Annotated in this window: 26 protein-coding genes; 12 read left to right on the top strand and 14 right to left on the bottom strand. The window is 53.4% G+C overall.

The window, feature by feature from the left end:
• The first annotated feature begins 135 nt into the window (after nucleotides 1-135).
• Complete coding sequence (gene fliE / locus RHM61_RS15015) at nucleotides 136-483, top strand: flagellar hook-basal body complex protein FliE (RefSeq protein ID WP_322248105.1); 348 nt, start codon at nucleotides 136-138, stop codon at nucleotides 481-483.
• Nucleotides 484-543: 60 nt separating this feature from the next.
• Here the strand turns inward: fliE and RHM61_RS15020 are convergent, their stop codons facing one another.
• From RHM61_RS15020 to RHM61_RS15055, 8 genes are all read right to left on the bottom strand, one after another.
• Entirely contained in the window at nucleotides 544-1,302 is a 759-nt protein-coding gene (locus tag RHM61_RS15020) for a flagellar brake protein (RefSeq protein ID WP_322248107.1), read from the bottom strand.
• A gap of 38 nt (nucleotides 1,303-1,340) precedes the next feature.
• On the bottom strand, nucleotides 1,341-1,646 hold the full coding sequence (locus RHM61_RS15025; RefSeq protein WP_322248108.1) for an EscU/YscU/HrcU family type III secretion system export apparatus switch protein: 306 nt from the start codon (nucleotides 1,644-1,646) through the stop codon (nucleotides 1,341-1,343).
• Nucleotides 1,643-2,698, bottom strand: a complete 1,056-nt coding sequence (locus tag RHM61_RS15030; protein ID WP_322248109.1) for a flagellar hook-length control protein FliK — start codon at nucleotides 2,696-2,698, stop codon at nucleotides 1,643-1,645. The genes RHM61_RS15025 and RHM61_RS15030 overlap by 4 nt, the downstream gene beginning before the upstream one ends.
• A gap of 11 nt (nucleotides 2,699-2,709) precedes the next feature.
• Nucleotides 2,710-3,045: a flagellar protein FliT gene (locus RHM61_RS15035; RefSeq protein WP_322248110.1), complete on the bottom strand. Its 336-nt coding sequence runs from the start codon at nucleotides 3,043-3,045 to the stop codon at nucleotides 2,710-2,712.
• 6 nt (nucleotides 3,046-3,051) lie between these two features.
• The gene (gene fliS, locus RHM61_RS15040) at nucleotides 3,052-3,528 is read right to left on the bottom strand and encodes a flagellar export chaperone FliS (protein ID WP_322248111.1); all 477 of its coding nucleotides are present in this window, start codon (nucleotides 3,526-3,528) and stop codon (nucleotides 3,052-3,054) included.
• A 43-nt stretch (nucleotides 3,529-3,571) separates the two neighbouring features.
• Entirely contained in the window at nucleotides 3,572-5,593 is a 2,022-nt protein-coding gene (gene fliD, locus RHM61_RS15045; RefSeq protein ID WP_322248112.1) for a flagellar filament capping protein FliD, read from the bottom strand.
• A 100-nt stretch (nucleotides 5,594-5,693) separates the two neighbouring features.
• Complete coding sequence (locus RHM61_RS15050) at nucleotides 5,694-6,080, bottom strand: flagellar protein FlaG (RefSeq protein WP_322248113.1); 387 nt, start codon at nucleotides 6,078-6,080, stop codon at nucleotides 5,694-5,696.
• Between the two features lie 78 nt (nucleotides 6,081-6,158).
• Nucleotides 6,159-7,958, bottom strand: a complete 1,800-nt coding sequence (locus RHM61_RS15055; RefSeq protein ID WP_322248114.1) for a flagellin — start codon at nucleotides 7,956-7,958, stop codon at nucleotides 6,159-6,161.
• 522 nt (nucleotides 7,959-8,480) lie between these two features.
• On the opposite strand from RHM61_RS15055, the gene RHM61_RS15060 reads away from it, so the two are divergent.
• From RHM61_RS15060 to RHM61_RS15095, 8 genes are read left to right on the top strand one after another with little or no spacing between them, the layout of a single operon-like run.
• On the top strand, nucleotides 8,481-10,682 hold the full coding sequence (locus tag RHM61_RS15060) for a tetratricopeptide repeat protein (protein WP_322248115.1): 2,202 nt from the start codon (nucleotides 8,481-8,483) through the stop codon (nucleotides 10,680-10,682).
• Complete coding sequence (gene rfbF / locus RHM61_RS15065; protein WP_322248116.1) at nucleotides 10,679-11,449, top strand: glucose-1-phosphate cytidylyltransferase; 771 nt, start codon at nucleotides 10,679-10,681, stop codon at nucleotides 11,447-11,449. Before RHM61_RS15060 ends, rfbF begins: the two co-directional genes overlap by 4 nt.
• On the top strand, nucleotides 11,434-12,537 hold the full coding sequence (gene rfbG / locus RHM61_RS15070; protein ID WP_322248117.1) for a CDP-glucose 4,6-dehydratase: 1,104 nt from the start codon (nucleotides 11,434-11,436) through the stop codon (nucleotides 12,535-12,537). Before rfbF ends, rfbG begins: the two co-directional genes overlap by 16 nt.
• Nucleotides 12,538-12,540: 3 nt before the next feature.
• The gene (locus tag RHM61_RS15075) at nucleotides 12,541-13,104 is read left to right on the top strand and encodes a dTDP-4-dehydrorhamnose 3,5-epimerase family protein (protein WP_322248118.1); all 564 of its coding nucleotides are present in this window, start codon (nucleotides 12,541-12,543) and stop codon (nucleotides 13,102-13,104) included.
• Nucleotides 13,101-14,336: a class I SAM-dependent methyltransferase gene (locus RHM61_RS15080; protein WP_322248119.1), complete on the top strand. Its 1,236-nt coding sequence runs from the start codon at nucleotides 13,101-13,103 to the stop codon at nucleotides 14,334-14,336. The genes RHM61_RS15075 and RHM61_RS15080 overlap by 4 nt, the downstream gene beginning before the upstream one ends.
• Before the next feature lie 20 nt (nucleotides 14,337-14,356).
• Nucleotides 14,357-15,481: a DegT/DnrJ/EryC1/StrS family aminotransferase gene (locus RHM61_RS15085; RefSeq protein ID WP_322248120.1), complete on the top strand. Its 1,125-nt coding sequence runs from the start codon at nucleotides 14,357-14,359 to the stop codon at nucleotides 15,479-15,481.
• 2 nt (nucleotides 15,482-15,483) lie between these two features.
• Nucleotides 15,484-16,134 (top strand): GNAT family protein, encoded by a 651-nt coding sequence (locus RHM61_RS15090; protein WP_322248121.1) that lies wholly within the window; start codon nucleotides 15,484-15,486, stop codon nucleotides 16,132-16,134.
• Entirely contained in the window at nucleotides 16,131-16,781 is a 651-nt protein-coding gene (locus tag RHM61_RS15095; RefSeq protein WP_322248122.1) for a hypothetical protein, read from the top strand. Before RHM61_RS15090 ends, RHM61_RS15095 begins: the two co-directional genes overlap by 4 nt.
• A gap of 1 nt (nucleotide 16,782) precedes the next feature.
• Here the strand turns inward: RHM61_RS15095 and RHM61_RS15100 are convergent, their stop codons facing one another.
• Both RHM61_RS15100 and RHM61_RS15105 read right to left on the bottom strand, forming a co-directional pair.
• Nucleotides 16,783-18,423, bottom strand: coding sequence for a GGDEF domain-containing protein (locus RHM61_RS15100; RefSeq protein ID WP_322248123.1), 1,641 nt, complete (start codon nucleotides 18,421-18,423; stop codon nucleotides 16,783-16,785).
• Nucleotides 18,424-18,447: 24 nt separating this feature from the next.
• A complete protein-coding gene (locus RHM61_RS15105) occupies nucleotides 18,448-19,095 on the bottom strand; it encodes a response regulator transcription factor (RefSeq protein WP_322248124.1) in 648 nt (215 codons plus the stop codon).
• A gap of 223 nt (nucleotides 19,096-19,318) precedes the next feature.
• On the opposite strand from RHM61_RS15105, the gene greB reads away from it, so the two are divergent.
• Together greB and RHM61_RS15115 are read left to right on the top strand one after the other, a co-directional pair.
• Nucleotides 19,319-19,876 carry a transcription elongation factor GreB gene (greB, locus tag RHM61_RS15110; RefSeq protein WP_322248125.1) on the top strand — a complete coding sequence of 186 codons (558 nt, stop codon included), beginning with the start codon at nucleotides 19,319-19,321 and terminating at the stop codon, nucleotides 19,874-19,876.
• Between the two features lie 20 nt (nucleotides 19,877-19,896).
• On the top strand, nucleotides 19,897-21,255 hold the full coding sequence (locus RHM61_RS15115; protein WP_322248126.1) for a DUF3422 domain-containing protein: 1,359 nt from the start codon (nucleotides 19,897-19,899) through the stop codon (nucleotides 21,253-21,255).
• 38 nt (nucleotides 21,256-21,293) lie between these two features.
• Here RHM61_RS15115 and RHM61_RS15120 read toward each other — a convergent pair whose 3' ends face one another.
• A complete protein-coding gene (locus RHM61_RS15120) occupies nucleotides 21,294-23,492 on the bottom strand; it encodes a bifunctional (p)ppGpp synthetase/guanosine-3',5'-bis(diphosphate) 3'-pyrophosphohydrolase (RefSeq protein WP_322248127.1) in 2,199 nt (732 codons plus the stop codon).
• Between RHM61_RS15120 and RHM61_RS15125 the strand changes: the two genes are divergently transcribed.
• Nucleotides 23,491-23,661, top strand: coding sequence for a hypothetical protein (locus RHM61_RS15125; protein ID WP_322248129.1), 171 nt, complete (start codon nucleotides 23,491-23,493; stop codon nucleotides 23,659-23,661). The genes RHM61_RS15120 and RHM61_RS15125 overlap by 2 nt on opposite strands.
• Nucleotides 23,662-23,688: 27 nt before the next feature.
• Here RHM61_RS15125 and rpoZ read toward each other — a convergent pair whose 3' ends face one another.
• From rpoZ to RHM61_RS15140, 3 genes are all read right to left on the bottom strand, one after another.
• On the bottom strand, nucleotides 23,689-23,892 hold the full coding sequence (gene rpoZ, locus RHM61_RS15130) for a DNA-directed RNA polymerase subunit omega (RefSeq protein WP_322248130.1): 204 nt from the start codon (nucleotides 23,890-23,892) through the stop codon (nucleotides 23,689-23,691).
• An 87-nt stretch (nucleotides 23,893-23,979) separates the two neighbouring features.
• Complete coding sequence (gmk, locus tag RHM61_RS15135) at nucleotides 23,980-24,648, bottom strand: guanylate kinase (protein ID WP_322248131.1); 669 nt, start codon at nucleotides 24,646-24,648, stop codon at nucleotides 23,980-23,982.
• 107 nt (nucleotides 24,649-24,755) lie between these two features.
• Nucleotides 24,756-25,643 carry a YicC/YloC family endoribonuclease gene (locus RHM61_RS15140; protein WP_322251111.1) on the bottom strand — a complete coding sequence of 296 codons (888 nt, stop codon included), beginning with the start codon at nucleotides 25,641-25,643 and terminating at the stop codon, nucleotides 24,756-24,758.
• Between the last annotated feature and the right edge of the window lie 131 nt (nucleotides 25,644-25,774).

Genomic DNA, 25,774 nt, shown 5'->3' on the forward strand with positions numbered 1-25,774 from the left:
GTTGCTGATTGTGGACCGGTTTGGCCAATTCAATTCGCTGAGAACACCTGCTTTTCCCGCTCTGCTCGGACAAATGCCCGTAAGTGACAGTGCTAAGCTTGGTCACATCATGCTTATACTATGCGGGAGGAAAATATGAATGTCGGTGGCATAGATCGCAGCCAGATTGATGCAATGGTGGCGCAACTGAAGGCAGCGGCCGCCAAAATGGAGCCGGCGGTGCAGCCGGTTGGTACGGCCGCGCAAGCGGCACCGTCGAAAGTTAATTTTGCCGATACCTTGAAGGCGACACTCGACCAAGTCAATCAAGTGCAGAGTGATTCGCAGAAGTTAGGGGAAAAATTTGCGCTCGGCGACGATAAGGTCAGTTTGGCCGATGTGATGATTTCGATGCAAAAGGCGAGCATCTCGTTCCAAACCACGGTACAGGTGCGCAATAAGCTGGTGTCTGCGTATCACGACATCATGAGTATGCAGATATAGTTCCTGCTATTTTACTAAGATAGAAAGCGCGCTGCCTTATCCAGGCCGCGCGCTTTTTTTTCAGCGTATGCCGGTCAGCTTGGAATTGCGTTCACGTTCCAACTTCATGATGTAGCGCTGGATGCTGGACAAGACAGAGTTGGATAAATTAATGAACTGACAGCCGACACGTCGGTTGGTTTTGCCATTCAATAAAATCAAATCTTGCGAATTCCGGATCTGCAAGCTGACATCGACTAAGCCTATGCCCGGTAATTCGACCTTGCAATGTTCATAAGTTTGGCCGACGCTGCAATCGAGCTGGCGTTTCTCATCAAGCACGGCAATGCCGCCGCAACTGATATCGACCAAAGATAATTTCAGTACTTCGCTCTGACCCTCGGTATCGAGATGAAAACTGGCCTTGAGCGGGGTCGACAGCGGCGTGTTAATACGATAATTTTCGCGTCTTTGCAGGCGGATGATGCTGGCCGGGATAGAAAATTGCAGCGCCGGGCGATTTTCAAAATCGGTACGCACCGCACCCGTGGTGGAAAACTGTATCCCTATCTTGTCGAGCAAGCCCTCGAACGAGACCCGCGGTGCTTCGACGATGCGTTGATTGGCCAATTGGCTGGGGGCGCTGTCGACGATGACACTGTTATTGGTGTCATCGATCTCGAGTATCGAGGTCAGATAGACTTCCGATCCGCTGTTGATGAGCATGCTGATCAACTGATTATTATCTTTTAATCCACGCAGCAGAGAAATGATCTCCCGACGTGAGTCAACTTGAAACGGACTTTGATTTTCAGTCCCTAGGGACGGCGAAGGTTGCATATTTTTCGTGAGTTATGTGCTGTCAAAACTAAAACAGATCAGGGGGTGGTGCGGTCGATCTGTTTCAGTGTCCCCGATTTTTCGGTGTCGACATGGTAAAGCCAAGCGAGCAGTTCTGCAACAGCCAGATACAGCAAAGGTGGAATATCTGCATCCAAGTCTACTTTCATGAGCAATGATACCAACTCTTTCGACTCATGCACGGCAATTCCGTGTTCTTTGGCGCGCGCAATGATTTGTTCCGCCACCAAACCCTTACCTTTGGCAACCACGCGCGGCGCACCGGCACCGGCTTCGTAGCTGAGGGCGACCGCAGTTTTTTTCGGTTCGGCAGGCGTGCTCAAGATTGTACCGTGATCATCGCCGGCATGCCGGCGGCTTGGGCCAATGCGGCGCTCAGTGTCGGTGTGGCCGCACTGAGTGCCGTGGCCACCGCCGCATCGGGGGCTTGCAAACGTAATTGCAGGGTTTGTCCGCGCAGCGTCAAGAGCGCCTGCACTGGCCCCAGATTCGGCATGTCCAAACGCAGCACACTTTGCCATTGTTCTTCGGCGGGGCCGGCTTTGGGCGCTTTTGCCGTGCCACGCTCGCGCCGAATATCCCACTCCAGCGCTTGGCCGGGGAAGATGTCGCCGCGCCAGCGCAGGGTTTGATCATCGAGGGTTTGTAATTGTTGTTGCACCAGGCTGCGTATGCTGTGGTCGGCACTATCGGTCGCGGCACTGTCACTCCAAGCCGTCGCCGCTAAGCTGGGCAGGTGTGCTTGCGGCTCTTGTAATACCTCGTGCAGCGGTTTTTGTCCGGTCGCCCACTGCGCCAGATGCGATTCATAAAACACCCCGCTTTGCGTAATCTGCTGTTGCAAGGCTGCCGCCGTACTGCTTGAATCAGCGAGCAAGTCGGCATGGGTCAGCACCGGTTCGCTGGCCGCCGGCGGCGCTGCCGAGGGCAGTTGCAGCAGTAAGTTGATCAGTCGACTGGCGTCGCTCAAGGTGGTTCGGCTACTGGCCGAGGTGGGAAGGGCGCTGGTGCTGCTGGCTGCCAGACTCGCTGCCAGCGCCGTCGCTGCGGTGCTGTTGGTGGCGGCAGATTTCGTTTCAGCAGTGAGCATGCCCGGCGTGCTGAGGCTTAAGCCGGGCGGTGTGCTATTGGTCAGGCGCATGGCTAAGTTGTCGCCGACTTGGCTGCCAGCCGGCAGCAGCATATGCAGCCGGCTGCCAGCCAGATCAACTTCGAAGCTACCATCTGCCAGTTGGCTCAGTACTTGTGCTTTGAGCTCAGTAGTGCTGCTCAAATGGCTCAGCGCCTCAGCCGGTCCGAGCAGTACCACGCTTTTGCTGGCACCGGCGACGCTTGCCAGCGGCGTCCGCGCCGCACTGTCGAGACCCTCAATCATGCCATGGCTGCTCAGACACCGTGTCCGGCACCATACGCATGATTTAACTTATGCGAAGTACGCGAAGTATTGATCAAGTTGGACAATTCTTCCATCCACGGCTCAGTAATGTCGCGAATTTCCTTGTCATGCGCGAGAATTTTCTTTATCACGCGAATTTTTCTTTCCTTCTGTTCCGGCGAAAGAAAGCCGCCCGACTCGCCATCGCGTATCGTCTGCACTTTACTGCTGCAATCAGATTCCAAGCGCGTCAGTAATTCCCAGTCGCGCTCACGAGCAGCATGCAACATTTGGTCGGTAATGACGGCGATATGTTCATACAGCGTGATGATTTCTAAGCTTTCCATAGTCGGTTATGCCTCAAAGACGTGCACTGCGCGGGGTTGTAAAGGATCGAAATTCGGCATGACCTGGGCGCTTTGAGCCACTATCGGCGCAGCCGGCGCAATCGCTTCCCAAGTGGTTTTCAAATCGCGTAACAAGGTTTGCACCTCGGCGAGCAAGCTTTCATCATTTTTTGCATTGGCTAAAAATAATTGTGTGCTCATGTATTCATACAGCGCATCGAGATTAATGGCGATGTCACCGCCGGCTTGTTTGTCTAAGCTGGCGCGCAAACCGTTGTCGATGATGGAAATCGCATGCGAGATCGATTTGCCTTTGGCGGCGATTTCTTTCTTGCGCATCTGATTGATCGCATTGCCGATCGCAACAATGGCACCGTCATACAGCATGACGATGAGCTTGTGCGGATTGGCCGAGCTCACCCCGGTTTCTTCGCTGACGCGAGCGTAAGCGTTCGCGCCGTTTAATTTAGCTGAGCCAAACATAGTGGGTCCTTTGCTGGGTGATAAAGTTCATGACTATTTGTGTCTATTTGCTGGTCGTGCCGTTCAACACGCCGATTTGCTGTGTCAAAAAGCTCGTGGTCGCCTGCGCACTCGATATGATCGTGTCAAGTGCGCTGTACTGCGCCATCAGACGTGCCTGCGTCAATGCCAAGCGCGCATTGAGATTGGTCGTTTGTGTGGTCAGTTGCGTGAGTGAGCTGTTAATGCCCTTGGTGGCGCTGGCGATGGTGCCGGTCGAGCTCAAGATGCTGCTGGTAAGGTTATTGAGTTGATACGCGTAACCCTGAGAAAAATTCACCGAACCACGGCTGCCAGTTGATCCGCCATTGATCAGCAGTTGCAAGCCTTCCGAAGCCGAACCGCCCGATCCGGTCAGAATTTGCCCCTTGCCGGTGGCGGATACGCCGTTAAAAGAGCCGGCGACATTTTTGCCGTTGGTGCCGCCGGAAACCGTGCCGCTGAAGGCCGAAATCAAGGTGCCGCTGCTATTGGCCAAGTTGATACTCGAGGTGCTGCCAAAGCTGGCCGATTGCAAATTAAGAAAGCCATTGGTGTCGATCGAGGCCACGACCGATAAGCCACCGCTGGAAAAACCGGAGCTGCCATTAATCGAAGATTGCAGCATTGTCGCGAACTGGGTGGCGTTGTAACTGCCGGCCGGTAAGCTGACGTTGGCCGTCACACCATCGAGCGTTACGCCGATCGTGGTACCGGCAGCAATCGTGGTCGAGGCGCTGTTGAGATTGGTGTTGCCAACCATCAGCCCCTGAGTGGCAATCTGCGTGATATTAACCGCATAATTGCCAGCCTGGGTGGCCGAGCTCGAGCCGACCAGAGTGCTCAGGCTATCGTTCGACTTACCCATGGAGGCGAATAAACCACCGATATCGCCGAAATTACTATTGAGTGCCGTCGTCAGCTTGGTCGAGTCGGCTGCCAGCGTGCCATCTTTTTGAAACGTGATACCAATCTGCGCCAAGCTGGTAAAGCCGCCGCCGGTACCATTGACCGCCGTACCCAGAGTGGTACGCAACTGGTTTTGTATGGTGCGGGTAGTCGGGTCACCCAGCAGCGCGCCGCCGGTCTTGGTGGTGGCATTGTAGGAGGTGAGTTGGCCGATGACCGTAGTGAGGTTGTTATACGCGGTGATCATCGCGGTAATCCCCGATTGCACCGCGGTTTTATTGGCCGCCACAGTAATGGTGGTGCTGCCGACTTTTGCGACATTGAAACTCATCCCTTGCACCGAACTGCTCACGCTGTTGGTCGCGCTGGTGATGGCGATGCCATTGATGGTCAGCTTGGCACTCTGGGCCGAGGTGATTTCGGTGAAATTCTGGGTGCTGCCCGGATCATAATTGAATAAGGCTTGCACGGCCGCGTCGCCAGTACTGGAAGCGCTGATCTTCATGCTCGAGTTGGCACCCGTGGTCGAAGAGGCCAGTACCAAGTGATACGGTGTGGCACTGCCATCACCGACGATCGAGGCGGACACGCCCAAGGCGGCCGTATTGATGGCGTCGCGTATGCCTTGCAAAGAATTATTCGTGCTATCTATGGTAATCGTGCCGGTGGCATTGCTGGCATCTTGAGTAAACGTCGAGCCGGTATATACGCCGCCGGTTGCCGTGCCGCCGGTAATCGCCCCAAATTGAAAGCTGATGGTGGTGCTGGTGCCGCTGCCTATCGCATTCGACGAGGACACCTGACCGGCACTGGAAATCGATTGTGCTTGCGCTAGCTGTGTGACGGCCAGGCTGTAGCTGCCGGCTGAGGCAACGCTGGTAGTGGTGGCCGAGGCAACGCTGGAGTCGCCCGAAGTAGCCGTCAGGTTTTTAAACGTGGAGGAATTAGCCAGGGCCGTGAGCGAACTCTGAAACGAGCTGACCGCACTGCTGAGCGTACCGTAAGCGGTCAAGTCGGCATTGTAGCTGGTCTGTTTTTTTTGTATCGTCGTCAGCGGTGCGCTTTCGAGCTGCATGAGCTTGCTGACGATGCCAGTGACGTCGAGGCCAGAACCGATGCCGGTGGATTGTATTGCCACAATAATTCTCCTTTGTTAAGCGATACTGTATCAAACCACTGCACGATTCAATTGCTTCGTCAGAGGGGTATTTGCCCTCTATATTAGCGCCTGGGCGCAATTACGCCTGTTGCTTGATCAGTAAACCCTGTAATTTATCCAAAGATTTGGAAATTTCAAGCGCTTCTTGACTCGGCATTTGCCGCAGCACTTGATTAGTTTTTTCATCGACCACTTTGACAATCACGCGCTTGCTGTCGGCATCGATGGAAAAACGCACCTCTTGATTATGACTTTGCAATGCTTGATTGATTTCTTTGACGGCTTGCTTGAGCTGGGCCGGGTCGGTTTTTTTCTCGGCGGCAGGCGCGACGGTGTTACTTGCGCTGGCGCTGGTGTTGGCTGTAGTGAAAGTCGCCGCCGCTGGGGGCGCGGTTTCTTTATCGATATTTTTACTGCTGATCAATTGTCCCGAGGGAAGGCTGCTGCCAGTCGCGAGTATGTCCATGATCATTTCCTTCAAATTAGATTCCCCCGTTCAAAACTTGAACGGGGGAATAGGCTACGTCAAGACGTTAATCAAGAATTAACGCAGCAGAGCAAGAACACCACTTGGTGCCGAGTTAGCTTGCGCCAAGATTGCCGTACCAGCTTGTTGCAATACTTGGGCACGTGTCATGTTGGCAGTTTCCGATGCAAAGTCAGCATCTTGAATACGGCTACGGGAAGAAGCCAAATTCTCTTGCGAAGTTTGCAGGCTGGTAACAGCCGAAGTGAAACGATTTTGGTAAGCACCGAGCGAAGCGCGCGAGGTATTCACCGATTGAATCGCTGCATCGATTGTTGCCAAAGCGGACGTTGCACCGGCTGCCGTGGTCAGGTCGAGTGAAGAGACCCCGGCACCGGCTGTCGTGGTTTGTGTTGCTTTACCCGTTGCGATACCGGCGGCTGTGGCACCGGTACCGGCACCTGCGCTGGTCGTACCGGCGGTCAAGCCTGAGGCCGTTGCGGCAGCGCCAGTAATGACGGTTGTGAATGCAGCACCGGTGGTCGATTTCAAAGTGACCAGGCCGGCTGAGTCGGCGCTGGCAGTTACACCAGATTTGCTCGCTACGGCATTGACTGCGTCGGCAATGTTTTGACCAGCGACTTGCGAGGTCGAAGCAGAGGAAACTGCACCGATATCGACGCCATTGATTTTGATACCACCGGAGCTGACGCCACCACCACTACCGGCAACGGCTGCTGTACCAGTTACGGCTGCACCGGAACCGTTATCAATGACGATACCAGCGGCAGCAGTCGAAGACAAATTGACTTGACCAGTTGTGGTTGAGGTGTAGGCAGCAGCAGCAGAAGCGCCATCGGTAGTCAAACCAGTATTGGTGTCGAGTGCGCCGGCAGTCGCTGCGCGTTCAACTGTGATATTGCGACCATCGGACGCGGCCAAGGAAACGGCACCCGTGGTCGTGTCGAAAGTTGCTGTAACACCAGTTTGCGAAGTTTTTGCATTGATCGCTGCGCTGACTTGCGAACCGCGTGAAACGACGCTGGAGCCGGAAGAAATTGCACCGATATCGACGCCATTGATCTTGATGTCGCCAGCGGCGATCGCTGTTTTTGTGGTCGCTGCGGTACCGCTGATGGTGGTCGCTTGTGCCGTAGCCACGACACCAGTTGTACCGGTCGAAGCATTGATGGCCGCTGCTTTGGCGATCGCACTGGCGGCAGCATCTTTATATGATACGCCGTCGGCCGAGCTGGCACCGATATTGGCACCATTGATGACCAGATCACCGGCACCGATTGCATTGTTGGTGGAGCTGCTGCCGGACACGGTAGACGAGTAACCGGAAGTCGAACCGACGCCGAGCGAGCTCGATTTGGCGCTGGAAATCGCACCGATGGTGATTTGATCATTGGCAGAGCCATTGGCACCGACTTGGAACGATTGGTTGGAGAAGCTGCCGTCAAGCAAGTTCACGCCATTGAAGTTCGATGTGCTGGCAACGCGGTTGATCTCAGAGATCAACTGATGCGATTCATTATTGAGAGCGGCGCGATCGGAAGCACTGTTGGTACCATTGGATGCTTGCACGGCCAAGTCACGAATACGTTGCAAGTTAGTAGAGATTTGCGACAAATCGCCCTCAGCGGTTTGCGCTAAAGAGATACCGTCGTTCGCATTACGGGCCGCTTGATTCTGGCCATTCAGTTGCGAAGTCATACGTTGTGAGATCGCCAAACCAGCAGCGTCATCTTTGGCGCTGTTGATACGCAAGCCGGAAGACAGGCGTTGCATGGCTGTGGCTAACGATGATTGCGATTTAGTCAGATTATTCTGCGCAGTCATCGAAGCGATGTTGGTATTGATATATGAGGCCATGGTGATTCTCCTTACCTAAGTTATGCCGATTGGCTAGTCCGTCTGAACTTTGGTCTTATTTCCTGTTGCTTCACGACCGCCGTTGAAATTGGTAACGGACGGGTTCGTCAAATGTTTAACTTATTGCTGTAAATAAATAATTTATTTTTGACTCAAGTTTTAATAAAGCTTCCGCTCAACGGCAGGTTTTTTAAATTCTTTAGGGCTAATTTTCTTTTAATTGCAGTAATAGATAGGCTTTTTTCGAAGAAAATGATTGTCTTTAATTTAATAAATTAGTCTCTGGCAAGCCAGTGAAGATCGGCGGGTAGTGTTAAAAGGAAACATTTCCTCAGAAATTACTGGGAATCGCCACGCAATAGTGCTTGCTAGACATTCTTTAAGCTAAGCTGAGCACGTTTCCACCCTCTGATCGGCGGATGAAACTGGCGTTTGCCCGATAAACTGCGAGTGTGAGTGAAGCAAGGTATAAGAGCAAAAAGAGCAAAATCAAGAAACACGTACTTTTTCCTTGAGGAAATGATGAAAGCAGGAAAATTGAAGCTGGCCAGCATCGGCGAAGCGAAAAAATTATTCAAGGCCAATGCCTTGCCTGAGGCTGAATTGGCCTGTCGGCAACTGATCGGGAAATTCCCGCTGCATGCCGAAGCCAATTACTTATTGGCGAAAATCGCCTTGAAGCGGCAGGATTGTAGTTTGGCCTTTACCTATTTGCGCAGCGCCATGTCGAGTGTACAGATACGCAGCCAAGATGCGCGCGAATTTTATGATTTTCTTGATGTCTGCTTGAGCACTCTTCAATTCGAGCTCATGGAGCAGGGCAGTCTGTGGTTGAGCGCACAGTGCCCCAAAGATGCCTATGCCTGGGATTACCTGGCGATCTCTTTTATACAGCAGGAGAAATTCCAGGTCGCCTTGGCCGCTGCCGAGAAATCCTTGGTGTTGCTGCCAACTAATGCCCGGATGTGCAACAACGCCGGTGCCGCCTTAAATGGTCTGCACAAGTTTGCCGCCGCCATTCCCTACCTTGAACGTGCTGTGTTGTATGAACCCTCATTGGCGAATGCGCATAATAATCTGGGCAATGCGCTCAATGGGGTAGAGCGTAAACAAGAGGCGATATACAGTTACCTGCGCGCGATCGCGATCGATTCGAACAGTTATTATATTCACAGCAATTTGGCAGGGGTGTATGTTGATCTGCAGCGCTTCGAAGAAGCAACTACCCATCATCTGCGCTCGATAGAGCTTAATCCGGCTTACATCAAGCCTTATGCGGCCCTGATTAATACCTTTGCTCGCGTCGGTCAGGTCGGTGCCGCCTTGGATTTGGCGCAAGTGGCGTTTACCCATAGCAAAGACGATGCGGAATTATGGTCTGCCTACGGCAATACATTGCAAAAAGCGCATCAATTGGATGCGGCGATTGAAGCGTATATGCAGGCTTTGAAGCTGGAAAAAGATCCGCAATCGGATTTTGCGCGCAAAGTATTCAGCTCACTATTGTTTACCTTGAATTGTCATGCCGATCTATCTGCTGAAGTGATATACAGCGCCTATCAAGATTTTGAAATACGCTTCGGGGTACCGTTCCGCTCCGCATGGACGGTATTGAATAATGAGAAAAACCCAGGCAAGCGCTTGAAAGTCGGCTATCTGTCTCAGGCATTTTGTAATCAAGTTTGCCGTTACTTCCTTTTACCTTTGCTCGAACAGCATGACAGCGCCGTAGTGGAAGTGTTTGCCTATTCCGACCCGCCTTACGAAGATCATGTTACCGAACGCTACCAGGCCAGTGTCGATCATTGGCGCGACACCCGTGGCATGAGCGATGAAGCCATCGTTGAGCTGATTAAGAGCGATGGCATCGATATCTTGATCGATATTTCCGGCCATTCCACCGATAACCGGCTCGGTGTTTTTGCGCGCAAGCCGGCACCCGTCTCCTTACATTGGCTCGATTTCGGCTATACCACCGGTCTGACTGCCGTCGATTACTATTTAACCGACAGCCAAGGCGTCACCGATGATTGTGACCATCTGTTTTCAGAAAAATTATGGCGACTCGATGGCCCCGCGTTCGCCTATCGACCGGATTTTCAAGAAGAATTCGCGACCGATTCGCCATTTTTACAAGACGGCATCATTACCTTCGGCAGTCTGTCGCGTGCTAATCGCATCAACCATAAGCTCATTGCCGTGTGGGCGGCGATCCTTGATGCCATGCCGAATTCGCGCTTGGTGATCAACAGCGGTGACTTCAAAGATAAGCCGAATCAAGATGCCATGGCCCAGCGCTTTGTCGATCTCGGTATTGCGCGCGATCGTCTTGAGGTCGGTTATGACAGTCCGTCGCGGATACCTCTGAGTAAGATCGACATCAGTTTGGATTGCTTTCCACATAATTCCGGCACCACCTTGATCGAATCGCTGTATATGGGGGTGCCTTTCGTGAGTTTGGCGAATCGGCCTACCGTCGGTCGTATCGGTTCGAGTGTGCTGGCTGCAGCCGGTCATCGCGAATGGATCGCCGAAACCGAAATGGAGTATGCCGAAAAGGTCTTGACCTTGGCGCACGACACCGAAGCCTTGATACATTTGAGGAAAAATTTGCGCCGTGAAATACAAGGCTCGCCACTGATGGATGAAGTTGGCTTTGCCCGTTCGGTCGAAAAAGCCTATCGCCAAATGTGGCAAATCTATTGCCAAAAGGATAATGCATGAAAGCCGTGATACTGGCCGGCGGTCTCGGTACCCGGATTTCCGAAGAAACCTCGCTGCGCCCGAAGCCGATGATAGAAATCGGCGGTTATCCTATTCTTTGGCATATCATGAAATCGTATTCTGCCCATGGAGTCAATGAATTCGTGATTTGCTGCGGTTACAAGGGTTACGTGATCAAGGAGTATTTTGCCAATTACTTCCTGCACATGTCCGATGTCACTTTTGATATGCAGAATAACCGCATGGAAGTACATGAACGGCATGCCGAACCGTGGAAGGTGACGCTGGTCGATACCGGCGACGACACCATGACGGGCGGCCGTTTGAAGCGCGTGGCGCGGTATATAGAAAATGAAGAAGCGTTTTGCTTTACCTATGGCGATGGGGTGTCGAACGTCGATATCGCTGCCTCGATTGCCTTTCATAAACAGCATGGAAAAGCCGCCACGGTCACGGCCGTTTTGCCGCCTGGGCGATATGGTGCGCTCGAACGTGATGCTGACAGGGTGGCAGGATTTACTGAAAAGCCGCGCGGTGATGGTGGTTGGATCAATGGCGGTTATTTTGTGTTGTCACCCTCGGTACTCGATTTGATCGATGATGATAGCCAGAGTTGGGAATTGGAACCGCTCAATCGCTTAGCCACCCAACAGCAGTTAATGGCTTACGAACACAGTGGCTATTGGCAACCGATGGATACCTTGCGGGAAAAAAATCTACTCGAAGAATTGTGGGCTTCCGGGAAAGCGCCATGGAAAATTTGGTAACTTTACCGTCGCCTCAGCCTGATCCGGCGTACTGGCGTGGTCGGCGTGTCTTGTTGACAGGTCATACCGGTTTCAAAGGCGCATGGTTGGCGTTCTGGTTACACAGTATGGGTGCCGAGGTGCTCGGTATCGCCTTAGCGCCCGCCACAAAGCCGAATTTATTTCAGGCCTTAGGGCTGGCTGAGCAGATGCACAGCCGTGTGATCGATATCCGCGACGCCGCAGCGCTGAAACCAGCGGTGCAAGCGTTCGCGCCGCAAACCGTGTTCCACCTCGCGGCGCAAGCCTTGGTGCGCGCCGCCTATGCTGATCCGATTGCGACTTACCACACCAATGTGATGGGGACGGCGCACCTGCTCGAAGCCTTGCGCACGCTCAGTTCGCTCGAGGCCGTGCTGTGTATCACCACGGATAAAGTCTATAAAAATCTCGAATCGCCACAGCCTTACGCGGAAAATGCAGAACTTGGCGGCCATGATCCTTACAGTGCCAGCAAGGCCGCGTCAGAATTGCTGATCGCCAGCTATCGTGCGGCATTTTTTGATGCCATGGGCGTGCCGCTGGCAGTCGCCCGTGCGGGGAATGTCATCGGCGGCGGCGATTGGTCGGCTGATCGCTTATTACCCGATGCAATCCGCGCCTGGCAGCAAGGTGATTGTTTGCAGATTCGTCGCCCTGATGCCGTGCGCCCATGGCAGCATGTGCTCGAACCGCTGTCGGCGTATTTATGTTTGGCCGAACGCTTACCGCATCAAGCATCCTACGCCACAGCCTGGAATATCGGCCCGGACGGGGCGGCCAGCGTGCGTCAGGTGATACAACTGGCGCAGCACGCCTATGGCAGTGGCCGCACCGAGTTTGCCGAGGCGTTGAGTGGCCCGCATGAAGCCGGCTACTTGGCACTCGACGCGGGCAAGGCGCGCCGTGAATTAGGCATTATTCCGCGCTGGAGCTTGGAACAAGCGGTGACCCGCAGCATGCATTGGTATCGCGATTTCGCGGCTGGCCAAACGGCCGAGGATTTGTGTGCGGCTGATCTGGCCGCTTATCTGGCACCTGCCACCAATGCGCCAACAGGAAAGGCCTGAGCCATGACAGCGAGGTTTGAACTGATAGAAACACCTTTGCAAGGCTTGCATCTGATACAAAGAAGCGTGCTCGGCGATGTGCGCGGCAGCTTGCAACGCTTGTTTTGCCAAGACGAATTGGCGCTGTTCGGCTGGTCGGCACCGCTGGCCCAAGTCAATCATACTTTTACGCGTGAGTGCGGCAGCGTGCGCGGTCTGCATTTGCAATTGCCGCCACACGGCGAAGCAAAATTGATTACCTGTTTGCGTGGCGCAGTGTGGGATGTGGCGGTCGATTTACGCGCTGGCTCAGCGACATTTTTGCACTGGCATGCCGTGCATTTGGTGGCGGAACAAGCTTGTTCTTACTTGATACCGGCCGGTTTTGCGCATGGCTTTCAAACCCTCACGGATGAGGTGGAAATGCTGTACTGCCATAGCCATCAGTATGTTGCTGAGAGCGAATTCGGCCTGCACGCGTTCGACCCGGCGCTGGCGATCACTTGGCCTTTGCCGGTGACGCAACACTCTGAGCGCGACCGTCATAGTGCTTTTATTGATACGACTTTTTCAGGAATTCAATTATGAAATGCCGCCATTGCGCCGCGCCACTCGAACAGGTTTTTCTCGACCTCGGCAGCGCGCCGCCATCGAACGCTTATCTGCGTGAGAGTGATTTGCCGCGCGCGGAAACCTGGTTGCCCTTGAAAATCATGATTTGCACCTCGTGTTGGTTGGCGCAAACAGAAGATTTCACCGGTAGAGAAAATCTGTTCGATGCCGATTATGCCTATTTCAGTTCTTGCTCCTCGGGCTGGCTGGCCCATGCGCAGCGTTTTGTCAGCGACATGATCAGTCAACTCGGTCTCGATGGCGGCAGCATGGTGGCGGAAATCGCCGCCAATGATGGCTACCTGTTGCAATATGTAAAAGCGGCCGGCATTCCTTGTTATGGGGTTGAACCCACGCACAGCACGGCGAGTGCCGCCAGCGCCAAGGGCTTGACTATTTACGAGCAATTTTTTGGCTCGGCATTGGCGCAGGAATTGCTGGAGCAGGGGCGGGCAGTCGATTTACTGGTGGCCAACAATGTCTTGGCCCATGTGCCGGATATCAATGACTTTGTTGCAGCATTTGCACAGTTATTAAAGCCGCACGGCGTGCTCAGCGTGGAATTCCCGCATTTATTGAATATGGTGCAGCAAAACCAGTTTGATACGGCGTATCACGAACATTATTCCTATCTGTCGTTTCATGCGGTGCAGCGAATTTTTGCCGCACAGGGCTTGCAAGTCTTCGATGTGCAGGAATGGCCTACCCATGGCGGCAGCTTGCGCGTGTTGGCGCAGCGCTGCGATAGTGGAACGCGCGCGATCACGGCTGGGGTTGGGCAGATGCTGGCGCGCGAAGTGGCCGCAGGCATGTTGGACGTGGCATTTTATCGCCATGCCCAAGCGGCGGCAGAAACAGCCAAATTTGCCTTGCTCGAATTTTTACTCGATTGCCGCCGCAAGGGTTTGAAGATTGCCGCGTATGGAGCTGCAGCCAAAGGCAATACACTGCTCAATTTCGCCGGAGTGAAAGCCGATTTACTGCCGTATGTGGTTGATATCAATCCGCACAAGCAGGGGAAATACTTACCTGGCAGCAGAATACCGATAGTTGGCGTCGAGCATATGCAACGCCATCGTCCTGATGTCATTATGATTTTGCCGTGGAATTTACACCTCGAGATCATGCGTGAATTAGAAACTGTTTTACAAGTTCCGGCACAATTCTTTATCGCCATACCGGCAATACATCAACTTAAGCTCAGCTAATCTCTGTGAAGGATGGAAAAATGATACCAGTCTTTAAACCGCTCATCGAGCAAGAAGAAATCGATGCCAGCAGAAAATCTCTCGAAATGGGTTGGCTGGGCATGGGCAGCTATGTGGCCGAATTTGAGCAGCAAGTGCAAAAAATTATACAGACTGAGGATCGCTATGTTGCCGCAGTCAGTACCGGTACGGCGGCTTTGCATATTGCTTTGCTGATTGCCGGCGTGGAAAAAGGCGACGAAGTCATCGTTGCTTCATTTAATTGTTCGGCTGATTTTCAGGCAGTAGGCTGGGTGCAGGCTGAGCTAGTTTTTTGCGATTGTGATGACAACACGCTGGAACTTGATTTAGTCAAGGCGGAACAGTTAATTACGCCTAAGACCAAGGTCATTATCGTCATGGATTACGATTGCATTATTTCGAATCATGATGCGATTGCTGCCTTCGCCGAAAAACATCAGTTACGCGTCATTCATGATGCCGCCCATTCCTTCGGCTCCTCGTATAAAGGCAAGCCGGTAGGCAGTTTTTCTGATATCTGTGTGTTCAGTCATGATCCGGTGAAAACCATCACTTGTCTCGATGGCGGAACCATTATCGTCAGAACCAAAGAAGAACTGGCGTATGTCCACGAATTGCGGCTGTTAGGCATGCAGCAGCCTTCCTCGGTCATGTATCAAAACCAAAGAGCCTGGACTTTTGATGTGGAACGGGTCGGTTTCCGTTATCACATGCTCAATATGCATGCTGCCATAGGACTGGCACAATTGAGTAAATTGGATGTGATCACGCAATCTCGTCGCGATGCTTCGCGCCACTACAATCAGCTATTGGCCGATTTGCCGCTGGTTCGCGTACCGAAAACTGATTTTGCCGAGGTCAATCCTTTTCTGTATTACATCCGGGTACCGCAACAACAACGCGATGATTTACGTGCGTTTCTTAAAGAAAACGGCGTCGACACCGGTATCCATTGGCAGCCAGGCCATCTGTTTTCGCTCTGGAAGAATTGCAAAGCCGGTGACTTGTCGGTAACGGATGCAGTCGGTGCGGAAATTTTATCCTTGCCCTTGCATTCCAAAATGGCGATGGCGACGGTAGAGGAAGTGGCTCGTCAAATTCATCGCTTTTTTGAAAGGGCTTAAGCATGTCCGGTACCCTTGCAAATGGAAAGACTCTATTACAAGCGCTGAAGCGCGCCGCCGGTTCCGGCCGAGTCGGACTGGCCATTCCTGTGGGCCGGCCGGTGAGCGGCTATTTAAGGGTGATTCCGACGGCAGCGGGCCAGCTCGACCCCATCGACCTGCAATTGCTCAGCGAGTGGCGCAACAAATACGTCACCTCATTTTTGACGGAATTTCACGCGCACCCGGAACGCACGGCCGATTGGTTGACTGAGTATGTGCATGACAATGATAGCAAAATCCTGTTCATGCTGGAAGATTTGCATGGTACAAGGCTGGGTCATGTCGGTATCGCTTTCATCGATTGGGCCAGCGGCTATGGCGAAGCCGATGCCATCGTCAGCGGCGGCGACTCGCCACCGGGCTTGATGAAGCTGGCGCTGCAAACCAGCTTGGCATGGGTGCGCGATCAATTGGGCATACAGACGATCGCTGTGCGCGTGCGCTCAGATAACAGCGCACTGGATTTTTATCGCAAAGTGGGGTTTCAAGAAACTAAACGTATTTGTTTGCGCAAAGAGTTCGTTGCTGATGGCATAGCCTGGCATGAAGACCCGAGCCTGAGTGAGGTCGAACCAAGCTTGGTCTATATGATTTATGAGGCGAGCGCATGAAGGTATTGAGCTTGGGTAGGGCTGGCTTATTGCAGTATGTGCTGCGTCAATTGCATGCATTCTTTCCAGATGAACAGGAAAACTTGCCGGCACTGTTAGAGGCCGACCTCGATCAAGCCTTGGAACGCCTGCATAGTTGTATTAATGCGGTGCGCTTGTGGCCGGAAAATCAATTCGACTATCTGCATTCAACCCAGTATGCGATGTTTCTGTATTTCCTCTCCAATACCATCTGGCGTAATCGTGCAGAGAAAATTGTCTGCACCAAGCTGTTTTATCTGAATAAAGCCTTGAACGGCATCGATTGTTTTTATGAAGTCGAACTGCCGTCCATCTTTTTCATCGGGCATACCGTCGGCATCGTGCTGGCTAAAGCCAGCTACGCCGATTACCTGGTGCTGTATCAAAATTCCACGGTTGGTAAAAACCATGGGGTGGCACCGGTACTGGGCCGGGGTGTGGTGATGTATCCGAATACCGCCATCATCGGTCGTTGCGATGTGAAACCCGGCAGCGTGATCGCCCAAGGTGTGAGCGTGATTAATCACGACACACCCGGCAATTGCCTGGTATTTCAAGCGGCGGATGGCGGCTTGACGTGCAAGCCCAACGAACGCGATATCTTGGCCGATATTTTCCGGCGCTGAATCAGCTCGCCTGCATCACCCGATTTTTACCGGCACTTTTGGCCGCATACATGGCTTTGTCCGCTCGTTTGATCAGCGCTTCCTGGGTTTCGCCGGCTGCGCGCAAGGCTACTCCGGCAGAAAAAGTGATGAACAAGCGCTGTGCATCGGTGCTGAAGAAATGCGTCGTCAATTCGCGCTGTACCCGTGTCATTGCCAGCGCGGCTTCGTCGATTTCGGTTTCCGGCATGATGATGACAAACTCTTCGCCACCATAGCGCGCGATCACATCGATCGAGCGCAGCGTTTGTTTGACGATGCGGACCAAATGTACCAGAGCCTCATCGCCGGCCGCATGGCCGTGTTGGTCATTGAGCTTTTTGAAGTTATCGAGATCGAGCATGGCCACGCACAGCGGCGTGCCGCGCCGATCGGCGCGATCGGCTTCGCGCTCATAAATATCATCCATACCGCGCCGGTTCAGGCTGCCGGTCAGTTGATCTTCGCGTACCAGTTCACTCATGTGCGCGAGCTTGCTCTCCAAATTCTTGATCTTCTCTTCCGCATCCGTGACTTCTTTTTGCGCTGCCACGATGATGTCGCGTGAACGGATCGTTTCACTGCGTACCGTCCGGGTCTCATTGAGAATATTGCTGATGATGCCAGCGACTTGGCCAGCATTGGTGGCGCTGCCGATTTCGACTGCGTAGTCATCCATCTTATGTTGATAGACATCGGTGCTCACGACCATCGCATCGAGACGGTCGATAAACGCCGTCATCATGTTCTTGACCGACGTTTTGGAGGCAGCGATACTGGTCTTCAGAGTCGCTTGCTTATAAATCACTTCTTTCAGGCTGCGCGTGGCGTCCTGTAGCGCGCGATGGTCGATCGGTCCGGCGATCAGATGCCGCACCACGTCGATTTGACCACGCAGCCAGTTGTCATTGTCGAGCAAATCATGAATATTGGTGAGCAAGAGATCGAACAGGCGTAGCAGTAATTCTTGTTGTTCTGCGCTGTCGCCGCTTTGCAGTTCAATTTGAAAGCATAAATGCTTCAAGCGGACTGCGACTTGGTTGAGTGCGCCTTCAGTCTCGGCCTGCTTCACTTCCACGCCCAGCGCTTCCGCTTCGCTGGCCAAGCTGGGGGTGGGTTTGAGCAGTGAGAACAGTGCCAGCGTCAGGGTACGATAGAGTAAATCTTGCAGCAACTTGCGGCAGGGGTCGACCGCTTCATCGACCAAGGAAATCGTGTTCAGTGGTGGCGTCGCGCTACTGGCAAGTGCTGTACTACTGAGAGCGAACGCAGCAGCAGGGGGCGCGCTGATGCGTTCGCTCAGCTGTCGCAGACCCTTGCTGTAATCATCCCAGTTACCGGTTTTGGCGGCGCGGCTGAAGCGATGGCCATAGGTTTCGAGTTCGCTGCCCGAGTTTTGCAAGCTGGCGGCGAAACTGGTCAGCAGATTTTCTGCTGCCGATGGCGCGGCCGCGGCAGCTGGAATGGTAGCGGCGACTTCGAGCGGCAGACCGGCGATGTCATGATAGAGCTTACTGTAGGCGTCCGGGGTCGGTGCGATACGTTGTATGGCCAACTGGCGAAAGGTTTCGCGGGCGATGTCGGTGGGGCTTTTGAATTGCGAATTATTTGTTGTATTGGACATGGGTGTCAGTTCGCAAAAAAAGGATTAATCCACCAATTGATTCTTGATTGCATAGTGCGTAATTTCTGCATTGTGCCGTAATTTCATCTTCAGTAATATCCTGGAACGGTATTCACTGATGGTTTTTACCGACAAAGATAATTCTTTGGCAATGTCGCTGACCGAGCGACCGGAGGCAATCATGGTCAAGGTTTGGAATTCGCGGTCCGACAAGGTTTTGTGCAAGGCATCTTCATGTTCTTGGTTGAGGTTGTTGGCCAAGTCTTGCGCCAGTTGCGCGCTGATGTATTTCAGGCCGCCGGCGACCTGGCGGATCGCTGTCAGGATGTCGCCGGTGCTGCTTTGCTTGTTGATATAGCCGGATGCGCCGGCCTTGAGGGCGCGTATCGCGTATTGGTCTTCGCGATATACCGAAAACATCAGAATATTAGCCGTCGGTTTCTCAGTCTTGATCTGTTTAAGTACTTCCAAACCGTTTTTATCGCCCAGAGCGATGTCGAGCAGCATGACTTGATAATCGAGCTGGCGCGACAAACGAATTGCTTCCAAGCCGCCGCTGGCTTCGCCGGCCAAGCCGATGTCACCGCTGGTGGCGATGATGCTCTTGATGCCTTCCCGGACGATGGCATAATCGTCGACAACGAATAATTTGATCGGCGTGTAATCAGCCATGCACAATTCCATTTCTGTATGAGTCTGCCGGGTGCAAACGCCAAGCGCTGCGGATCGCTGACTATCCTAGGGAAGCGCGGATTAAATCCGCACTTCCTTAGCCGCAGCTCGCATACAATGGCGTGTATCGTTTTGCTATCCCTTATAAAATATGTCCATATTTTATAAGGGATAGCCGGTATATGGTGAGAAGATAGCAATAAATTTGATCTGACTTGAGACGATGGTAAAAATAAAGCAAGCATTGGCAACAGCAAGCCCGGCGGACGACGACGAAGACTTCGGTGCGCCGGCGATTCCGGCTGGCTCAAAAAACTACATGACCCCGGCCGGCCACGCGCAGATGAAGGAAGAATTTCTGCGTTTGATCGATGTCGACCGCCCCGAAGTGGTCAACATCGTCCACTGGGCTGCTTCGAATGGCGATCGTTCGGAAAACGGCGATTACATCTACGGCAAGCGGCGCTTGCGGGAGATCGACCGGCGGATTCATTTTTTAACCAAGCGTCTCGATCTCGCTGAGGTAGTCGATCCGCGCGTGCATCATGGCTCGGACCAGATTTTTTTCGGCGCTACCATCGTCTATGAAAACCAGCATGGCACCGAAGTGTGCATTACCATAGTCGGGATCGATGAATTCGATCCCTTGGCTGGAAGAATCAGTTGGATTTCTCCGGTTGCGCGGGCTTTGACGAAATCGCGTATCGGCGATACAGTCATGCTGAAAACCCCTTCCGGACTCGATGAATTGACCATCATCGACGTCACTTACCCTGCTTGACCGACGCTGGAACACTGCCCATGGCCTTTAATACCCTGACAATCAATCATCCCTTACGCATTCCCTTAGCCGCCGAAGTCCATTCGCGGCCTTCCTTGGAGTTGGCCGGGGCGGAAACCCTGACCCATCTGGCCGTGTTCGCACGGAGTGACGCACACAGCGGTGATGATACCGCACCCACCCAGCTGTCTTTGTTGGCGCAATTTTGCGGCCACTTCGGGGTGGCTGCTCCGGGCGTGCACGCCAAGTACTTTTTTCATGACTTCGGCGGCTTTCGCCTAAAGTGGGAGTGCCACACCGAATTTGCTACCTACACATTTCTGGAAAATCATCTGGCCAGCGCTGCTTTGGTCAGCGATTCTGCAGTCAACGTAACGGCCGGCTTGGATGAGGTATTCGCCAGGCTGCCTTTGCGTCATATACCACAGTGGTGGTTGGCCGGCTTGCAGGGCAAAGTTATGGTGGCCGCTCATCTGGCCCTGATTGCCGGCGATAGTCGCGAGCAGCCGGCCGGCTTGCGCAAGTATTTCGAGGGTGGCTTGGCAGTCGGCAGCGAGCTCATCGCGCGCGGTGAAGTGTGGACCGATTTTCTGATTCAAGCCGATGGTTTCGGTCGCTTTGTCCTCAAAGATTTTGGTTTTCTTGAACAGCAAGCCGGCCGTACCGTGCAACGTCTGCTGGAAATCGAAACTTACCGGATGATGGCCTTGCTGGGCTTGCCGCAGGCGCAGTCGGCAGCGCCGGTGCTGACAGCGATAGAAAACGAATTGGTGGCACTGACGGCGACGCTCACACGTAGCGAGGCAGCTGAGTTGGCCGATACCGATGCCGAGCAGGCGGTATTGCGCAGTATTATCGATTTGGCTGCGCGTTTGGAACAGTTGACGCTGGAAAACAGTTACCGTTTTTCCGCCTCAAAAGCTTACTTCAGCTTGGTCAAAGCGCGCATCCTGGAATTGCGCGAAACGCGCATCGAAGGCTTGCCGACCATTGCCGAATTCATGGATCGGCGCTTGGCACCGGCCATGCATACCTGCGAAGCCATCGTGCGTCGCCAAGAAGCGCTGGCGGCGCGGATTGCGAATACCAATGATTTATTGCGCACGCGCGTCGGCATCATGCAAGAGCAGCAAAATCGTAAAATCTTACAAAGCATGAATGCGCGCGCGGCCCAACAATTGCGCTTGCAACAAGCGGTCGAGGGTTTGTCGGTCGCCGCCATCAGCTATTATGTGGCCGGCTTATTTTTGTATACCGGAAAAGGCTTGAAGGCGCTCGGTCTGAACATCAACCCGGAGTTACTGACGGGTGTACTGATACCAGTCATCGCCCTGACGGTGTGGTACAGCTTGCGGCGCATGCACCGCAAGCTGCACTGACGTAAGGGAGGGGCGCAATCGATCGGTCTGCTGAGCGATCAGTTGCGCTCTCTGAGTACGCGAACCACGCCGCTCAAGTGCTTGATATTGCGCATGATGCGCGCCAAGTGCGTGCGGTCTTCGACTTGTATCGTGAAGTGGATGTGCGTCATGTCGTTGGCGTCGCCATCTTCCATATTGACATGGCTGATATTGGCTTCTGATTCACCGATTTCAGCGGCAACTCGTGCCAGCGCGCCGCGCTCATTGCTGGCGGTGACTTCAATACGGGTATCAAAACTGCGATTGACTTCATCGCCCCAATTGACATCGATCCAGCGGTCCGGTTCTTTGCTGCGTAAACGTTTGGCGTGCTCGCAGTCGTCGGTGTGCACGATCAAGCCTTGGTCGCGTTTCAGTTGACCGACGATGACATCGCCCGGAATTGGCAGGCAACATGGTGCCAATTGTACTGACACGCCTTCGCTGCCATAGATAATCACCGGTTCGTGCTTGTACTCAGGACGGTCGCCCAACTGTTGAAACGGTATCGAGGAGGAGTCATCTTCGACCAAGTCGAGCAAATGGCGTGCCACCAATGCTGCCATGCGCTTACCGATGCCGATGTCGGCATACAGTTCATCGATGGATTTAGCGCTCGATTCGTTGAGTAACTTATCGATCAGCGCATCGGGCAGTTCCGGATTGAGATTCACCGCCACCAAGGCTTGTGCCAGCAATTGCTTGCCCAGTTCGGTTGATTCGCTCAGATTGATGGTGCGTAAATAATGACGGATCGCCGAGCGCGCCTTGCCAGTTCTGACATAGGTCAGCCAATTCGGGGTAGGGCGCGAATTCGGTGAAGTGATGATTTCGACGATATCGCCGTTCTTGAGTTCTGAACGCAGTGGCACCGGCTCGTGATTAATCCGGGTGGCAATCGCTTGATCGCCGATATCGGTATGGATATTGTAAGCAAAATCGAGTGCCGTGGCACCGCGCGGCAGGGCGATGATTTTGGATTTCGGGGTGAACACATAGACTGAGTCGGGGAACAGATCAATTTTGACATGTTCGAGGAATTCAGCCGAATCACCGGTTTGTTTTTGTATATCTAACAGCGACTGCAACCAGGCGTGGGTACGCTGCTGCAGATCGGTCAAGCTGCCTTCGTCGTTTTTATACAGCCAGTGTGCTGCCACGCCTGATTCGGCGACACGATGCATTTCTTGCGTACGGATTTGAAATTCCACCGGCGTGCCGTATGGGCCGATCAAGGTGGTATGCAGCGATTGGTAGCCATTCGTCTTGGGAATGGCGATGTAATCTTTGAACTTGCCCGGCATAGGCTTATAGAGTGCGTGCAGCGAGCCGAGGGCGTAATAACTTTCGCGGAAATTTTCTACCACCACGCGAAAACCGTAGACATCCAGCACTTGTGAAAAGCTCAGGTGCTTGTCTTGCATTTTGCGGTAAATACCATACAAAGTTTTTTCGCGCCCATAGACTTCTGCGGTCAGTCCGGCTTCTTTGAGTGTGCTTTTTACCGCTTCGAGAATTTTGCTGACGACTTCGCGGCGGTTGCCGCGTGCCGCTTTGACCGCTTTCGACAGCGTGCGATAGCGCATCGGGTACAAATGAGAAAATGCCAGATCTTGTAATTCGCGGTAAATATTATTGAGTCCGAGACGGTGCGCAATCGGCACATACACGTCCATGGTCTCGCGCGAGATGCGGCGTTTTTTTTCTGATGACATGACGCCGAGCGTGCGCATATTGTGCAAACGATCGGCCAACTTGACTAAAATGACGCGGACATCGCGCGCCATGGCCAGCAGCATCTTGCGGAAATTTTCCGCCTGTGCCTCGATCTGGCTTTGAAATTCGATTTTTTCCAACTTTGACAAGCCGTCGACCAAGGCCGCTACCGGCGCGCCGAAACGCTCGATCAATTCATCTTTTTTGACATCCTGATCTTCCATCACATCATGCAGCAGCGCTGCCATGATGGCCTGTACATCAAGCTTCCAGTCGGCGCAGATCTCGGCCACGGCAATCGGGTGGGAAATATATGGTTCGCCCGACTTTCTGACCTGACCTAAGTGCATTTCATCAGAAAAACGGTAGGCTTCCTTGACCAATTTCAGATCGGCCGGCGACATGTACTCGGCCAGACGTTGACTTAATGCGGTGGTGGAGGCGACGCCGATGTGCGTAACGACAGGGGGTGCGGCAGGACTGCGAGGGGAGGACGGCATGGTACTCGATTTGCTGCTGGTGGGGCTGCTGGTGGGGCTGTTGTTGGGACCGCCGTTAGGGCTATTGCCGCGGGCCGACGCAACAGCCGCCGATCCGGCCGGAGAGTGGTGTAACGAGGAATTGCAAAGCGCGGTATTCATTCCCTGGCTCCCGGCCGGTTGGCGTTGAGGCGATCTGATGCGAACGCGGTAACGATTACATCGGTACTTTTTTAAGCATTTCTATGCCGATTTTACCTTCAGCGATTTCGCGCAGCGCGGTAACCGTCGGTTTGTCTTTGGATTCTACCTTAGGTGTATGACCTTGCAACAACTGGCGCGTGCGGTAAGTCGCACAGAGTGTCAGTTGAAAGCGGTTAGGGATGCGTTTCAAAGCGTCTTCAATGGTAATGCGTGCCATGGTTTTTTCCTGATTGCTGATGATATATGATGAAATGTAAAGCGCGTCGTGCCAGTGATGCTGTCGTCTGCGGCTATAAGCGCAGCCTCAGTCGGGATTGGCATGAATGCCGAGCTGGGCGAATAACTCGCTGTTTCGTGTCGCTTGTTGTATAAAACGACAACGTGTCGCTCTGATGATGGCGTTCAAGTCGGACAGCGCAGTAGCAAAGTCTTGGTTGATAATAACATACTCGAACTCTGGCGAGTGCGCCATTTCGCCGCCGGCCGCCAAAATCCGCCGGGTAATCACGTGCGGTTCATCTTGTCCGCGCTTTTTCAGGCGATCTTCGAGTGCCGGAATCGACGGCGGCAAGATAAAAATTCCTACTGCGCCGGGAAACTGTTTGCGTACCTGCTGTGCGCCTTGCCAGTCGATTTCCAGTAGTACATCGGTGCCAGCCCGCATTTGTTGTTCGATCAAGAGGCGCGAGGTGCCGTAGAAATTGCCATGCACTTCGGCCGATTCCAAAAACTCGCCTTGTTCTTTGCGCGCCAGGAAATCGGCCGGTGTGGTGAAATGGTATTGGCAGCCATCTTGTTCGCCCGGGCGCGGGGCGCGCGTGGTAAACGAAATGGATAGTTTGATCTGCGGCTCTTGCGCCAGCAAAGCGTTGACCAAGGTCGATTTGCCAGCCCCGGAAGGGGCGGCAACGATGAATAAACTGCCGGCGGTGGATGACGCAGCAGCGGTGAGCGGGGACGTGAACGGTAACATCCTGGGCCTTTCAAGTGGCGGTGTGGCGCGAGCAGCGCGCGGGACTACAGCAGTCTGGCAGCCGTGCTGACGAAAAATATCGCGCGAGTATACGTAAAAGCGCGTGCTTATTCAAGATTTTGTACTTGTTCGCGCATTTGTTCTATGAATAATTTTAATTCCATGGCGGCATCGGCGAGTTCTTTGAGTGCCGCTTTCGAACCCAGTGTATTGGCTTCGCGATTCAATTCTTGCATCATGAAATCGAGCCGCTTACCAACTTGGCCGCCTTTTTTCAGGATATGTCGCGTTTCGCTCAAATGCGCCGACAGCCGCGCCAGTTCTTCGGCCACGTCGACGCGTATGCCGTACACCGTCACCTCTTGGCGGATGCGGTCGAGCGTCTCTTCACGCGTGATGCCGGGCGTGCCGGCAGCGGTCAGGCCGAGCGCTTCTTCGAGGCGGGCAATGGCCTTTTGCTGAAATTGCTGCAACATTTGCGGCATCAGCGGGGTAATTCGGGCCACGATCTGTTCCATCGCATCGATTCGGCTCGTCAAAACCTGTTCGAGTGCGGCCCCTTCGCGGCGGCGACTCTCAAGGAAGGCGTCCAGGGTTGCATTGATGGTGTCGTTGATACTGGCCTGTAAACTGTCGGCATTGATCTCGCTTTCTTCGATCACACCAGGCCAGCGCAAGAGTTCATTGCTGCTCAAGGCGGTGGCATCGGGGAAGTAGGCTTGCAAATCTGCCTGAAAACGCGCCAATTCGGCCAATACCGTGGCATTCAGTGATTTTTGTTGCTTGTCGTGGAGGTTTTTGCCGAAGCTGAAGCGGCATTCGACCTTGCCGCGCGTGAGCTTGCGTGAAATGGCGTCGCGAAACAAGGGTTCGACCGAGCGGAAGTCGTCATTGATACGAAATTGCAGGTCAAGGAAGCGCGAATTGACGCTCTTGATCTCGATAGTCATCGTGCCAGCCTCGGTTTCGCGTGTGCTCGTGGCATAGCCTGTCATACTGTAAATACTCAAAATAGTGACCTCATTCGTTCTGATTCGTTCTGAATCGGCACAGAAGAATCCAAAAAAGTTATTGCGTAGAAGGATATTCTTTACAAACCGCCCGATTATCCACACAATCGCTGCTG

This window comes from Undibacterium sp. CCC3.4, assembly GCF_034347425.1.
Taxonomy (GTDB): Bacteria; Pseudomonadota; Gammaproteobacteria; order Burkholderiales; family Burkholderiaceae_D; genus Undibacterium.

Excerpts from the sequence above, each read along its gene's own strand:
- RHM61_RS15055 (WP_322248114.1), bottom strand. The coding sequence starts at position 7,958 with ATGGCCTCATATATCAATACCAACATCGCTTCGATGACTGCGCAGAAT.
- rfbG (WP_322248117.1), top strand. The coding sequence starts at position 11,434 with ATGGAAAATTTGGTAACTTTACCGTCGCCTCAGCCTGATCCGGCGTAC.
- RHM61_RS15075 (WP_322248118.1), top strand. The coding sequence starts at position 12,541 with ATGACAGCGAGGTTTGAACTGATAGAAACACCTTTGCAAGGCTTGCAT.
- RHM61_RS15140 (WP_322251111.1), bottom strand. The coding sequence starts at position 25,643 with ATGACAGGCTATGCCACGAGCACACGCGAAACCGAGGCTGGCACGATG.
- fliE (WP_322248105.1), top strand. The coding sequence starts at position 136 with ATGAATGTCGGTGGCATAGATCGCAGCCAGATTGATGCAATGGTGGCG.
- RHM61_RS15100 (WP_322248123.1), bottom strand. The coding sequence starts at position 18,423 with ATGTCCAATACAACAAATAATTCGCAATTCAAAAGCCCCACCGACATC.
- RHM61_RS15120 (WP_322248127.1), bottom strand. The coding sequence starts at position 23,492 with ATGCCGTCCTCCCCTCGCAGTCCTGCCGCACCCCCTGTCGTTACGCAC.
- RHM61_RS15090 (WP_322248121.1), top strand. The coding sequence starts at position 15,484 with ATGTCCGGTACCCTTGCAAATGGAAAGACTCTATTACAAGCGCTGAAG.
- greB (WP_322248125.1), top strand. The coding sequence starts at position 19,319 with ATGGTAAAAATAAAGCAAGCATTGGCAACAGCAAGCCCGGCGGACGAC.
- RHM61_RS15115 (WP_322248126.1), top strand. The coding sequence starts at position 19,897 with ATGGCCTTTAATACCCTGACAATCAATCATCCCTTACGCATTCCCTTA.
- RHM61_RS15085 (WP_322248120.1), top strand. The coding sequence starts at position 14,357 with ATGATACCAGTCTTTAAACCGCTCATCGAGCAAGAAGAAATCGATGCC.
- RHM61_RS15060 (WP_322248115.1), top strand. The coding sequence starts at position 8,481 with ATGAAAGCAGGAAAATTGAAGCTGGCCAGCATCGGCGAAGCGAAAAAA.
- gmk (WP_322248131.1), bottom strand. The coding sequence starts at position 24,648 with ATGTTACCGTTCACGTCCCCGCTCACCGCTGCTGCGTCATCCACCGCC.
- rfbF (WP_322248116.1), top strand. The coding sequence starts at position 10,679 with ATGAAAGCCGTGATACTGGCCGGCGGTCTCGGTACCCGGATTTCCGAA.
- RHM61_RS15095 (WP_322248122.1), top strand. The coding sequence starts at position 16,131 with ATGAAGGTATTGAGCTTGGGTAGGGCTGGCTTATTGCAGTATGTGCTG.
- RHM61_RS15030 (WP_322248109.1), bottom strand. The coding sequence starts at position 2,698 with ATGATTGAGGGTCTCGACAGTGCGGCGCGGACGCCGCTGGCAAGCGTC.
- RHM61_RS15105 (WP_322248124.1), bottom strand. The coding sequence starts at position 19,095 with ATGGCTGATTACACGCCGATCAAATTATTCGTTGTCGACGATTATGCC.
- RHM61_RS15050 (WP_322248113.1), bottom strand. The coding sequence starts at position 6,080 with ATGGACATACTCGCGACTGGCAGCAGCCTTCCCTCGGGACAATTGATC.
- RHM61_RS15125 (WP_322248129.1), top strand. The coding sequence starts at position 23,491 with ATGGTACTCGATTTGCTGCTGGTGGGGCTGCTGGTGGGGCTGTTGTTG.
- RHM61_RS15080 (WP_322248119.1), top strand. The coding sequence starts at position 13,101 with ATGAAATGCCGCCATTGCGCCGCGCCACTCGAACAGGTTTTTCTCGAC.
- fliS (WP_322248111.1), bottom strand. The coding sequence starts at position 3,528 with ATGTTTGGCTCAGCTAAATTAAACGGCGCGAACGCTTACGCTCGCGTC.
- rpoZ (WP_322248130.1), bottom strand. The coding sequence starts at position 23,892 with ATGGCACGCATTACCATTGAAGACGCTTTGAAACGCATCCCTAACCGC.
- RHM61_RS15035 (WP_322248110.1), bottom strand. The coding sequence starts at position 3,045 with ATGGAAAGCTTAGAAATCATCACGCTGTATGAACATATCGCCGTCATT.
- RHM61_RS15020 (WP_322248107.1), bottom strand. The coding sequence starts at position 1,302 with ATGCAACCTTCGCCGTCCCTAGGGACTGAAAATCAAAGTCCGTTTCAA.